10 protein-coding genes, 1 pseudogene and 1 other annotated feature are annotated in these 13,015 nt (G+C 44.0%); of the genes and pseudogenes, 8 read left to right on the top strand and 3 right to left on the bottom strand.

Annotated elements, in window-relative coordinates; translation table 11 throughout:
* The first annotated feature begins 72 nt into the window (after nucleotides 1-72).
* On the top strand, nucleotides 73-2,196 hold the full coding sequence (locus V6D44_RS14745; RefSeq protein WP_333516658.1) for a LysM peptidoglycan-binding domain-containing protein: 2,124 nt from the start codon (nucleotides 73-75) through the stop codon (nucleotides 2,194-2,196).
* A 32-nt stretch (nucleotides 2,197-2,228) separates the two neighbouring features.
* Nucleotides 2,229-3,254: a spore coat protein CotN gene (cotN, locus tag V6D44_RS14740; protein ID WP_333516657.1), complete on the top strand. Its 1,026-nt coding sequence runs from the start codon at nucleotides 2,229-2,231 to the stop codon at nucleotides 3,252-3,254.
* Nucleotides 3,255-3,272: 18 nt separating this feature from the next.
* On the opposite strand, the gene V6D44_RS14735 is transcribed toward cotN, so the two are convergent.
* A complete protein-coding gene (locus tag V6D44_RS14735) occupies nucleotides 3,273-3,464 on the bottom strand; it encodes a hypothetical protein (protein ID WP_087992323.1) in 192 nt (63 codons plus the stop codon).
* 165 nt (nucleotides 3,465-3,629) lie between these two features.
* Nucleotides 3,630-3,853, top strand: a binding site (T-box leader).
* A gap of 59 nt (nucleotides 3,854-3,912) precedes the next feature.
* Between V6D44_RS14735 and valS the strand changes: the two genes are divergently transcribed.
* The 6 genes and pseudogenes from valS to radC form a co-directional block, all read left to right on the top strand.
* Complete coding sequence (gene valS, locus V6D44_RS14730) at nucleotides 3,913-6,555, top strand: valine--tRNA ligase (protein WP_333516656.1); 2,643 nt, start codon at nucleotides 3,913-3,915, stop codon at nucleotides 6,553-6,555.
* Nucleotides 6,556-6,614: 59 nt separating this feature from the next.
* Nucleotides 6,615-7,907 (top strand): bifunctional folylpolyglutamate synthase/dihydrofolate synthase, encoded by a 1,293-nt coding sequence (locus V6D44_RS14725; protein WP_333516655.1) that lies wholly within the window; start codon nucleotides 6,615-6,617, stop codon nucleotides 7,905-7,907.
* A 135-nt stretch (nucleotides 7,908-8,042) separates the two neighbouring features.
* A complete protein-coding gene (locus V6D44_RS14720; RefSeq protein ID WP_333516654.1) occupies nucleotides 8,043-8,789 on the top strand; it encodes a prepilin peptidase in 747 nt (248 codons plus the stop codon).
* Nucleotides 8,790-8,922: 133 nt separating this feature from the next.
* Nucleotides 8,923-9,921 carry an SPOR domain-containing protein gene (locus V6D44_RS14715; RefSeq protein WP_202327048.1) on the top strand — a complete coding sequence of 333 codons (999 nt, stop codon included), beginning with the start codon at nucleotides 8,923-8,925 and terminating at the stop codon, nucleotides 9,919-9,921.
* Between the two features lie 151 nt (nucleotides 9,922-10,072).
* The gene (locus tag V6D44_RS14710) at nucleotides 10,073-10,642 is read left to right on the top strand and encodes a Maf family nucleotide pyrophosphatase (protein ID WP_087992318.1); all 570 of its coding nucleotides are present in this window, start codon (nucleotides 10,073-10,075) and stop codon (nucleotides 10,640-10,642) included.
* Between the two features lie 36 nt (nucleotides 10,643-10,678).
* A pseudogene (gene radC, locus V6D44_RS14705) lies at nucleotides 10,679-11,086 on the top strand (RadC family protein); the annotation flags it as partial.
* A 12-nt stretch (nucleotides 11,087-11,098) separates the two neighbouring features.
* Here radC and V6D44_RS14700 read toward each other — a convergent pair.
* Nucleotides 11,099-12,517, bottom strand: a complete 1,419-nt coding sequence (locus tag V6D44_RS14700) for a recombinase family protein (protein WP_042975137.1) — start codon at nucleotides 12,515-12,517, stop codon at nucleotides 11,099-11,101.
* 48 nt (nucleotides 12,518-12,565) lie between these two features.
* Entirely contained in the window at nucleotides 12,566-13,012 is a 447-nt protein-coding gene (locus V6D44_RS14695; RefSeq protein ID WP_041345305.1) for an ImmA/IrrE family metallo-endopeptidase, read from the bottom strand.
* Between the last annotated feature and the right edge of the window lie 3 nt (nucleotides 13,013-13,015).

Here is a 13,015-nt window from a genome sequence, read left to right as displayed (position 1 = left end):
ATTTCCCCCAGTTCATACATACACCTTTAGTGACATCTAATTTTAAGGATTAGATGAAAGGAGGATATGAACTTGCCGCAAAATCATCGATTGCAATTTTCTGTAGAAGAATCGATCTATTTCCAAAAAGGACAGGAAGTTTCTGAACTGCTTTCTATTTCATTAGATCCTGACATTAGGGTTCAGGAAGTCAATGATTATGTATCAATCAGAGGATCGCTTGAACTTACAGGTGAGTACAACATAGATCAAAACAAACATACCGAAGAGTTTTATACCGATAAGCGGTTTGTTGAAGAAGTCAGAAAGAGAGAGGATGGGAGCGCGGAACTGACTCACTGTTTTCCTGTGGATATTACCATTCCTAAAAATAAAGTGAGCCATTTACAGGATGTCTTCGTCTTTATTGACGCATTTGACTATCAATTAACGGATTCGCGCATTTTAACGATTCAGGCTGATTTAGCGATCGAAGGGCTTTTGGATGATACGGCAGATAAAGAGCCGGAGATTCCTCTATATGAAGCTCCTGCGGCATTCAGGGAGGAAGAGCTTTCTGAACCGCCGATCCAAAGTGTATTAGAAACGGGTGCACCTCCGGCAGGGGAAGCAGTTGTAAAGGATGAACCGCCAGCCGAACCGCCAGAACTTTTTGTCTCGAAAGCGGGGCTCCGTGAAGAGCTGGAAACAGAAAAAGCAGAATCTGCACCGCCGGAATCAGTTGCTTTAGAACCAGAGGCGCGAGAAGATGTGAAAGGGGAAGACGATCCAGAGCTTGCGGTGCCGGAAGCAGCGACTCGTGCGGAATTGGAAACAGAAGAAGCTGAGCCAGAATCTGATGCATCAGGAAAAGAGGTTCAAGAGAGTGTTAATGCCAAAAAAGAAACGCCAGAGCCAGCAGCTGCAATAGCAGATGTTCGTGAAGAAGCGGTCTCTCCAGCGGAGGCTCAGCTTCGTGAAAATTCTGGAGCGGAAGAATCGCCGGCTTTGCAAGCTGAGCAACATAAAGAGACTGTGATTGCTGAGGGAAAAGCAGAAACACCAGTGGCTCATATTCTTGAATATGCGTTGCGTCAAGAGGCTCAAAATGAAATAGCAGATCAAGCGGAGCACGTTGAGCCCGCACTTCGTCAAGAACCGGAAGAAGCAGACCAACCGGAGCACGTTGAGCCCGCACTTCGTCAAGAACCGGAAGAAGCAGACCAACCGGAGCACGCTGAGTCCGCATTCCGTCAAGAAACAGAAGAAGCAGACCATCCGGAGCACGACGAGTCTGCACTTCGTCAAGAACCGGAAAAAGCAGATCAAGCGGAGCACGTTGAGCCCGCACTTCGTCAAGAACCGGAAAAAGCAGATCAAGCGGAGTACACTGAACCTGTACTTCGTCAAGAACCGGAAAAAGCAGACCAAGCGGAGTACGCTGAGCCCGCACTTCGTCAAGAACCGGAAGAAGCAGATCAAGCGGAGTACGCTGAACCTGTACTTCGTCAAGAACCGGAAGAAGCAGACCAAGCGGAGTACACTGAACCTGTACTTCGTCAAGAAACGGAAAAAGCTCCGGAGACTGTGTCTGAGACCGTTCTGTCCATAGAAGAAAGCAGAACGAAGGAACCAGCGTCAGCTGCATATGTGGAGAATGACGAATCCGTTTCACACCTTCATTTCAATCAAAAAGACAGCTCGGAGGAGACACCTCAAGAAGAGCTTACACCAGTATACCGTACCTTCCTGCCCGAACAAGAAGAGGAAGATTCTTTTTATTCAGCGCCAAAACTGCTGGAAAAGGAAGAACAAGAGGAAGAAAGCTTTGAAATTGAAGTGAGAAAAACACCTCCGGCTGAAGAGCCTGAGAAAGAAACACCTTTTCATTCCTTCCAGCTGCCTGAGACCTCTGAGACAGAAAGGAAGGAAGCGGATGATGTTCCTAAAGTTGCTCCTGCTGCTAAAACAAAGGAACCTCAAACAAAGGAAAGTGATAATTCTCTTTATTTAACAAAACTCTTTACGAGAGAAGAGGATGAGTTTTCGAGAATGAAAATATGCATTGTTCAGCAGGAAGATACGATCGAACGTTTATGCGAACGGTATGAAATTACTTCCCAGCAGCTGATCAGAATGAATTCATTAGCCTTGGACGATGAATTGAAAGCAGGACAGATCCTCTATATTCCGCAATATAACAACAGCCATGCGTAAGCCGTAAGCGATCGGAAAATGTGGTGAATGGAATGGAAGATACCCAATCGGTTCTTCAGGAGTACGGACTGACTGCTCAATTTATTGAGCCTGTCAGTCCTCTTGTGTGGAAAGTGTATACAGACTACGGCGTATTTGCCCTGAAAAAATTGAAATCGGTTCGCGGCAAACAGTTTACAGATCATATGGTGGCGATAGAGGAAAAAGGTTTTCGTTCATTTGTACCCGTTTACAGAACAAATAGCGGAGAGTTTTTCTCAGCCGGCTTACAATCAGGAGATTCCTATTATTTAATGCCTTGGCTTCAATTTGACCAGGAGGAAGAACGGGATCAGAAACATGATTATTTATTTAGAGAAACAGCCCGTCTTCACGAGAGAACCGCGCAGGAAATGAAGGTCAGACGTGATGATATTGAACGTTATTACGGACAAACGAAAAAAAAGTGGGAACATGATAAAATTTTCTATGAACAGTTTGTAGACAGAGCTGAGAAGGAATGGTACCTTTCCCCTTTTGAACTGCAGGCCGCAACCTATTTTTCAGAAACCATTTCCGCGGTGAACTTTGCACTGGAGCGGATAGAGGACTGGTATGAGTCGGCTAAAGAAAAGGGTGTCTCAAGGGTTGTCATGAACCACGGCAGTCTGTCTATTCACCATTTTCTATATAATGATGCCGGGACAGGGTATTTGACAAACTTTGAAAGAGCGTCTGTCGGCCCGCCGCAAAACGATTTGCTCGGTTTTTATACAAAAATGTTCAGAGGCTTTCCAAAAGCTTGTCCGGAATGCGTCGAATGGTTTTATGCATATACGAAATCATTCCCTTTGCGTGAAGCGGAAGTCAGCCTTTTTCTTAGCTATATGGCATACCCGGCAGCGATGTACAAGGTGCTCAACCGTTATCAAACAGGGAAAAGACAACTTGAAAAAGATGAATGTACGCAATTATTAAAGGCTTACTGGCAAATGAAAAATATAGAGCCTTTTGTGATTAAAATTCATCAGATTGAACAAGAGAAAAAATTCCAGGCTGAAAACGAGTCCACGTCTTAATGGCGCGGACTTGTTTGTTTATATCCATTCTAAATGAAGGGCGCAAGCTAAAAAGATTAGGATTGCGAGCAGCAAAACATCAAAGGTTGTCGGAAAGAAAATGGTTCTGATTCCTTGAAAAATTGTAATGGGGATAATCACTTGCGCGGATACAAGCCGAATTTGCTTGACCCACGGCGGCAGCGAATAAGAGCTGAAACGTTTCTTCACGGTGCATCCTCCTCTACGCATTTACAAGCATCATATGTAAACTTGGGCAATAGGTGCCTGCCTATCTGTATAGAAAGCGGCGTTTTTGGAAAAGATGATTGACGAATCAAAAACACTTTTACTATAATAAAGTACATAAATAATGTATATAATGAGCTGATAAATACACCTGCTTAGAACGGGAAGAGTACAAAAAAGGCGCATGCAGAGAGAGAAGCCGTTTGCTGAAAGGCTTCTTATGTTGTCTGATTGGAAGGTCGCCCGGGAGCATAATTTCTTGAAAGAAGAGTAGAGAAATTCGGGAAACACCCGTTATCCGTTGTAAGTGCATGAACTGATTAGAGTTCATGAAAAAAGGTGGTACCGCGAAAGAGCTTTTCGTCCTTTTACAGGGATGAAGAGCTCTTTTTTCGTTCTCAGTCATTTTTAAACATGCTGGAGGGTTATCATGGAAACGAATGAACAAACAATGCCGACGAAATACGATCCGGCAGCGATTGAAAAAGACCGATATGATTTTTGGCTGAAAGGCAAATTTTTTGAAGCGGGCAGTGACCAGACAAAAGAGCCATATTCTGTTGTCATTCCGCCGCCGAACGTAACGGGAAGACTTCATCTTGGCCACGCGTGGGACACAACGCTGCAAGACATTGTAACAAGAATGAAACGCATGCAGGGCTATGATGTGCTGTGGCTTCCGGGTATGGACCATGCCGGCATCGCGACACAGGCTAAAGTGGAAGCGAAACTTCGTGAAGAAGGCACATCCCGCTACGATTTGGGCCGCGAGAAATTCCTCGAAGAAACGTGGAAGTGGAAGGAAGAGTATGCTGACTTTATTCGCAGCCAGTGGGCGAAATTAGGTCTTGGCCTTGATTATTCCCGTGAACGTTTCACGCTGGATGAAGGCCTGAGCAAAGCGGTTCGTGAAGTTTTCGTTAAGCTTTATAAAAAAGGCTTGATCTACAGAGGCGAATATATTATTAACTGGGACCCTGCGACAAAAACAGCCCTATCCGACATTGAGGTCATTTACAAGGATGTTCAGGGCGCGTTCTACCATATGAGCTATCCGCTCGCTGACGGTTCAGGCTCAATTGAAATTGCGACGACACGTCCTGAAACGATGCTCGGTGATACAGCCGTTGCCGTTCACCCTGAAGATGAGCGCTATAAGCACCTGATCGGAAAAACGGTGATTCTGCCGATTGCAAATCGTGAAATCCCGATTGTCGGTGATGACTACGTTGATATGGAATTTGGTTCAGGTGCTGTGAAAATTACGCCTGCTCATGATCCGAACGACTTCGAGCTTGGCAACCGCCACAATTTAGAACGCATTCTTGTCATGAATGAAGACGGAACGATGAATGAAAACGCTCTGCAATATCAAGGTATGGATCGTTTTGAATGCCGCAAAAAACTCGTGAAAGATTTACAGGAGGCAGGAGTTCTCTTTAAAATCGAGGATCATATGCACTCGGTCGGCCATAGTGAACGAAGCGGGGTTGTTGTTGAGCCATATCTATCTACACAATGGTTTGTGCGCATGCAGCCGCTTGCTGATGCGGCGATTGAGCTGCAGAAGAAAGACGAGAAAGTCAACTTTGTGCCTGACCGTTTTGAAAAAACGTATTTACACTGGATGGAAAACATCCGCGACTGGTGTATTTCCCGTCAGTTGTGGTGGGGCCACCGCATTCCTGCCTGGTATCATAAAGAAACGGGCGAGTTATATGTCGGGCTTGAAGCGCCTGAGGACAGCGAAAATTGGGAACAGGATACAGACGTACTGGATACATGGTTCAGTTCTGCGCTCTGGCCTTTCTCCACGATGGGCTGGCCTGATGTAACAGCTGAAGACTTTAAACGCTACTACCCGACAGACGTTCTCGTGACAGGGTACGATATCATTTTCTTCTGGGTGTCACGCATGATTTTCCAAGGCATTGAATTTACAGGCGAGCGCCCGTTCAAAGATGTTTTAATCCACGGCTTAATCCGTGACGAGCAAGGCCGGAAAATGAGTAAATCTCTTGGCAACGGTGTCGATCCGATGGATGTCATTGACAAGTACGGAGCCGATTCTCTGCGTTATTTCCTGGCGACTGGAAGCTCTCCTGGCCAGGATCTGCGCTTCAGCTATGAAAAAGTGGAATCGACTTGGAATTTTGCCAATAAAATTTGGAATGCCTCCCGTTTTGCATTAATGAACATGGATGGCATGACATACGATGAGCTTGATTTGTCAGGCGAAAAATCAGTTGCTGACAAGTGGATTTTAACGCGATTAAATGAAACGATCGAGCACGTGACCCAGCTTGCTGATCGATATGAATTCGGTGAAGTCGGCCGCCATTTATACAACTTTATTTGGGACGATTTCTGTGATTGGTATATTGAAATGGCGAAGCTTCCTCTTTACGGAGAAGACGAAGCGGCTAAGAAAACAACCCGTTCCATCCTTGCTTACGTATTGGATCAAACGATGCGTCTGCTCCACCCGTTTATGCCGTTTTTAACGGAGGAAATTTGGCAGCACCTTCCTCACCAAGGCGAATCCATTACAGTAAGCCAATGGCCTGTTGCAGTACCGGAGCATACCGATACTGAAGCGGCAGCTGACATGAAGCTTCTTGTTGAGCTGATTCGTTCTGTGCGCAATATCCGCAGTGAAGTCAATACGCCAATGAGCAAGCAGGTTGAACTGTATATTAAAACAAGCACAGACGAAATAGCAGCCCGTCTCGAAGCGAACCGTTCATACGTTGAACGCTTTACGAATCCGAGCGTACTTAAAATCGGCACGGATATCGAGGCCGTTGATAAGGCGATGACGGCTGTTGTTTCAGGAGCAGAGGTTATTCTTCCGCTTGAAGGCTTAATTAATATTGATGAAGAAATTGCTCGTCTGCAAAAAGAATTCGATAAGCTGACAAAAGAAGTCGAGCGCGTCCAAAAGAAACTTGGAAATGAAGGATTTATGAAAAAAGCGCCTGCGCACGTAATTGATGAAGAGCGTGAAAAAGAAAAAGATTATGTGGCAAAGCGTGACGCTGTTCAAAAACGAATGGCTGAGCTGAAGGGCTAATGAAAAGCCGGGGCGGTTTCTAGAGAAACCGCCTTGTCTTATAAAAGAGGGGATTATCATTGTTTAGTGCATATGAAGAAGCGCGCAGCTGGATTCACGGGCGGCTGAAATTCGGTGTGAAGCCCGGACTCGGCCGAATGGAGCAGCTGATGGCGCGGTTAGGGCATCCTGAAAAGAAAATCCGCGCGTTCCACATCGCAGGAACAAACGGTAAAGGATCAACTGTCGCTTTTATCCGTTCTATGCTGCAAGAAGCCGGATATACGGTTGGAACGTTTACGTCACCTTATATCATTACGTTTAATGAACGGATCAGCGTTAACGGGACACCGATTTCAGATGAGGAATGGACAGCACTTGTCAATCAGATGAAACCGCACGTTGAAGCGCTTGATCAAACGAAATACGGACAGCCGACCGAATTTGAAATTATGACGGCGTGTGCGTTTTTATATTTTGCTGAGTTTCATAAGGTCGACTTTGTTATTTTTGAAACAGGTCTAGGCGGTAGATTCGATTCTACGAATGTGGTTGAACCGCTTTTAACAGTGATTACAAGCATCGGGCACGATCATATGAACATTTTGGGAAACACCATTGAAGAAATTGCAGGAGAAAAGGCCGGAATTATTAAAGAAGGTATTCCAATCGTTACAGCTGTTACCCAGCCGGAAGCCTTACAGGTCATTCGTCATGAAGCTGAACGACATGCTGCGCCGTTTCAGTCATTACATGATACATGTGTTATTTTCAATGAACTGGCTCTGCCTGCCGGAGAACAGTTTTCATTTAAAACGGGCGAGAAGTGCTATGACGATATTCGGACATCTCTGATGGGCACCCATCAAAGACAAAATGCGGCTTTGTCCATTTTGGCTGTTGAGTGTCTCAATAGGGAGAAGATTGTTCATATCAGTGATGAAGCGTTAAGAAGCGGGCTGGTAAAGGCTGCTTGGCCGGGACGGTTAGAGCTTGTTCAAGAACATCCGCCGGTATATTTAGACGGTGCACATAACGAAGAAGGCGTTGAAAAGCTGGCGGAAACGATGAAACAGCGTTTCCCTGATTCCCGCATTTCTGTGGTGTTTAGCGCGTTAAAGGACAAACCGTATCACGATATGATTAAGAAATTGGAAACCATAGCGCATGCGATTCATTTTGCTTCTTTTGATTTCCCGCGTGCTTCTCTTGCAAAAGATCTCTATGATGTAAGTGAAATCAGCAATAAAAGCTGGGATGAAGATCCGGACAATGTGATCGGATTCATAGAAAGCAAAAAGGGCTCAAATGAAATTGTGCTGATTACCGGATCGCTCTATTTTATTTCTGACATTCGCAAAAGGTTAAAATAATAGGTCTAGCCCCGGCAGTATCGAAAATGAGATTTTGCCGGGGCTTTTTACGCGTGAAATCGAAAATTCCTGATTAGAGTTTAGGCGCTCATTCTGCTACAATCCATGCCAGTATCTTGTAAAGGTGTGTTGTCTATGCTTCCCATTCTATTTATCCTCGGGCTGATCCTTGGCTCGTTTTATTATACGGCCGGGTGCCGTATCCCCTTGCGTATATCTATTGTCAAGCCTCGTTCGGCATGCTCGTTTTGCCGGCGGACATTAACTCCCGCAGAACTAATTCCCATCCTGTCATTCCTTTTCCAAAAAGGCAAATGTAAAAGCTGCGGGCATAGGATTTCTTTTATGTACCCCGCGGCAGAGCTTGTGACAGCGTGTTTATTTGCCGCTGCAGGAATACGCTTTGGCCCGTCTCCGGAGCTGTTTCCCGCTGTTGTGTTTACCTCTCTTCTTATCATTGTTGCAGTGACAGATATTCATTTTATGCTGATTCCAAATCGAATATTGATTTTCTTTCTCCCCTTTTTAGCGGCAGCCAGATTGATTTCTCCGCTTGATTCCTGGTATGCCGGCCTGTTAGGTGCGGCAGCCGGATTTCTTTTCCTGGTCTTAATTGCCTTACTCACCCATGGGGGAATAGGGGGAGGAGATATTAAATTATTTGCGGTGATTGGCTTCGTGCTTGGTGTGAAAGTGCTGGCAGCTGCCTTTTTCTTTTCTATTTTGATAGGTGCAGTGTATGGAGCGGCAGCCGTCCTGACTGGAAGACTCGCCAAAGGGCAGCCGCTTCCCTTTGCCCCCGCAATTGCGGCAGGGAGCATTTTAGCCTATTTATACGGCGACTCTATTATTTCTTTTTATATGAAGGTGGCATTGGGCTGACCGCTGAAAAATTTGACGAACGTTTTTTGGACAAGACGACAAAAGTCTTGTTCTTTTTTTTTTCGCCTGTGCTAAAGTGTGTAGCATGAAAAGCCGACATGAACGGTCAAGCAAACAAAGGGAGGAAGCGGAATTGAAAAAAAGGAAGAATAAAAAAAACAATAAAGCCGCAGAAAAAGCCCTCAAGGTGACGATTAATGGAAAAGAAGAGACGGTTTACGAACAAGAAACGCCTGAAACTGAGATGGAAAAAAACATGACATTTTCAAATTGGGAGGAAAAGAGAAAAGCAGAACAAGAGGTCGCGGCATCCCATGAACATCCTGATGAAGATGAATTTAACTGGAATTCCGAAGAGGACAAGGTGTTTAAAGAGGATCCAAAAGTCGTTCCGCCCTATCAAAAGAAGAAAACAAAGCTGTATGCAAAAGGAAAAGCGGGGACGGCCAAACCCGTAAAAAGAGTGGCGGCGACGATTGCCTTTGCAGCTGTCATAGGCACCGGATTAGGCTTATTCGCGTTGAACATCTCGGGCAATAAAGAAGCGTCAGCCCCGGCCTCTTTAGATGATTCACTAGGCAGCCAAACGGCAAAAGCCGGAGATGCTTCTGCTGATAAACAAAGCTCAGGCGCAGAAAAACCGGCGGCACCAGCTGAAGGTACATATGAAACATACGCTGTACAAGCCGGAAAATTCTCAAATGAAAAGGGTGCCGAAACGTTAACAGAACAACTGACCGAAAAAGGTTATTCCGCAGTGTCACTGTCAAAGGATGACGGGTATACGTATGTCATCGCAGGTTTAGCCAGTGATAAGGACGTGTCACAGCAATTGGGGCAGCTTTTAATCGACAGTGATTTTGAAGCCTGGGGAGGCAAGGAGCTTTCCTTATCAATAGAGTCAGATATGACAGATTCTTTCAAGGAAACAGCTGAGCTTGCAGCAAAGGCGATTCTCGGCGAAGACATTACAAAAGCGAGTGTAGAAAAAATAGAAAAGTCGCTTGGTAAAACAGAAGCATCAGGAGAAGGAGAGAAAAAAGCGATTTTGCAGGCATTAAAGGAATTAGAGGACCCAAGTGCTGAAGCCGGGTGGAAGGCTCAGCAGCAGCTGTTAGCCGTCATTAAATAAGAGAAAGTACCTGAGCCTTCGTCCTTTAGCGACAGGCTTTTTTTATTTTGTCATGAAAAAGTTATTTTTCTGAAATTGTGACAAGCCTCATGATTTGATAGGATAAACGAGTATCTTTTTTTCTTAAGCAAACCCTGAAAGGATGACGAACATGACAAAGCCGCTAATACTTGCTTCACAATCTCCACGCAGGAAAGAACTCCTCGATCTTCTCCAGCTGCCCTACTCCATTATTGTCAGTGAAGTAGAGGAAAAATTAAATCGAAACTTTTCACCAGAAGAAAACGTCCAATGGTTGGCAAAACAAAAAGCTAAGGCTGTATCTGATCTCCACCCGCATGCAATCGTTATCGGCGCTGATACAATGGTATGCCTAGACGGCGAATGTCTCGGCAAACCGCAAGATCAAGAAGAAGCTGCTTCTATGCTGCGGAGGCTTTCAGGCCGAAGTCATTCAGTAATCACCGCGGTCAGTATACAAGCTGAAAATCACAGCGAGACGTTTTATGATAAGACAGAAGTTGTGTTTTGGCCCCTCAGTGAAGAAGAGGTTTGGACTTATATTGAAACAAAAGAGCCGATGGATAAAGCAGGTGCATACGGCATCCAAGGAAGAGGCGCGCTTTTTGTAAAGAAAATAGACGGAGATTATTATTCAGTCATGGGACTGCCTATATCAAAAACGATGAGAGCTCTTCGCCATTTTGATATAAAGGCATGACGGTTCTATAAACGGGAAGGGAAAGAAAAGGAGTGCTTGATCATACACGATCTGCCATTAAAACTTAGAGATTTCCCAACGAAAGATAAGCCAAGAGAACGGCTTCTGAAAGTCGGAGCCGAGAACTTAGCCAATCATGAACTTTTGGCTATATTATTACGGACAGGCACGAAACACGAATCTGTTATGGACCTGTCAAACCGGCTCCTGCTCACTTTTGACGGACTGCGTCTGCTGAAAGAAGCATCAGTTGAAGAGCTGTCGAGCATCCCGGGAATCGGTATGGTAAAAGCGGTTCAAATACTGGCGGCAGTTGAGCTTGGAAGCCGTATTCATAAATTAGCCAACGAAGAACATTTCGTCATTCGCTCCCCGGAAGACGGCGCAAATCTTGTCATGGAGGATATGCGCTTTTTAACCCAGGAGCATTTTGTCTGCTCATACTTTACATAAACACTAATAAAATTGAATGTCTAAAACCTTGATTTTACCGTCTTTCTTCTCGAATTCAATTTGTTTTATCATTTCTTGGACAAATTGTCTTTTCTCTTCACTGGTGAGGACAGACCAGTTTTCTTTAAACATCCTTACTAGCTCTTTAGCTCGTTCAATATCAATAGGCTTTTTAGGGGGATGGGAAATCTGCTCTTTTTCGAGTTCAGCAGTTGCTTTTTGTAAAGCTTCTTTAGTTTCTGACATCAACTGTTCGAACTCTTGGTCTGTCATTAAATCCATAGACCAAGCTTTTTGATATTTTTTTCTTTGTTTTTCAATACTGATTATTCTTTGATGAAGCTTTTCATAGTCCTGTTGTTTCTCTTCCGGTATTTTCGGTACACGCTTAAGTTTTAAATTTTGCATATACTCAATTAAAGCTTTTTCAAATTTTTTTTCACTGCCCCCAATAGTGGGGCGTTTATTCAAAAGACAAGCTTGGCACCTATAATGATTACTTTCAACGTGTTTATTGTCTCTTTTCCTGAAATACTTAGAGCGCTCACTTGTAAGCCGATTTCCGCAATTTGGGCAGATTATTTTTGTTTGGAATATGAAAATTGAGTAGGTTTCTCTTTTCTTAAAATTTTGCCGGTCGTGTAATATTTTTTGTAGCTGATCAAATTCCTCTTTAGAGATATAGCCCTCAAAAGCATCTTCAATTATTTCATCACCCCACCGAAAAGCGCCGTACAGTACCGGATTTTTCAACATTACGAGTATAGAGGCTATATGCCATTTATATCCCCTTCTAGGCATAGCATCAGATTCGTCGAGATAGTCTGCCAATTCTCTAAGTGAATAACCTTTTTTGATCTTATCAATCATATCTAAGAGTATTTCACCCTCTTGAGGATTCTTGACCAGGTACTCACCTTCTTTTGTGAAACCAAAAGGGGCAGGAGCACTATATTGTCCCTGTCGAGCCTTTTCGACTTGGCCCATTTTTACCCGTTCCCCTAAATTCTCTCTTTCCCATTGAGCCATGGCAGCAACTAACGTGATAAAAAGACGGCCAGTTGCTGACCCCGTATCATAGACCTCAGTGGCGGACCTGAAAACGGCATTGTACTTGTCAAAGTAGTCTAAAAGAGAGTAGAGATCACGAACAGACCGAGTCAGCCTGTCGAGCCTATAGACTAGAACTGTGTTAATTATGCCTTGTTCTATATGTCTAAGCATTAATTCCAGTGACGGTCTATGTATATCTTTAGCTGATTTTCCTTCGTCTATATAAAATTTATAGTTTGCCCATCCCTGGGAAACGCAATAGGCTTTTAGTTTTTCCTTTTGGGCAGCTATTGAATAGCCTTCCTTTGCTTGCTCTTCTGTCGAAACCCTAACGTATATCCCGACACTCTTTTGGTTGCTTTCTTCCATTAGATTCAAGTTAAGCTCCTTTCTAGAAACGTATGTTCTGTTTTGAGGTTAAAAATTTTTAAACTCGGATAAATCCTTTAAATGCGCTAGCTCTGCAGGCACCCCATTCATCACAGCGACATCTTTTAGGGTAAAATTCGTATTTTTGTACTGGCTTATAACCCAATCTGGAAGAAGAAGTTCAACGGCAAAAGTATTTGCCTCAACTTCCACCTTATCAACTGAGAAAAGAGTATGCTCTTTCATGAACGGGGTATTAGCGCGAGGGTGTAATTGTGCGTGCCCAAGTTCATGACCGCAGACAAATGTTTTTTTACCCTGGCTTAAGTTTGAATTGATAACGATGTATTTGTTTCTTTTGTCGTATTTATAAAACCCCATTATTTCATGGTGTAAGTCCCATTGAATGACATTAATATTTAGATATGATGCAAGTTCATAAGGATTACTGGTTTTATACTTTTTAATTAGTTTTTGTACAGCTGCTTTTATCAAAGT

The organism is Bacillus sp. 0209A, assembly GCF_036765095.1.
Taxonomy (GTDB): Bacteria; Bacillota; Bacilli; order Bacillales; family Bacillaceae; genus Bacillus; species Bacillus subtilis_G.
Note: the sequence above shows the minus strand (reverse complement) of the source record. Positions and strands in the feature narration are given on the sequence as shown.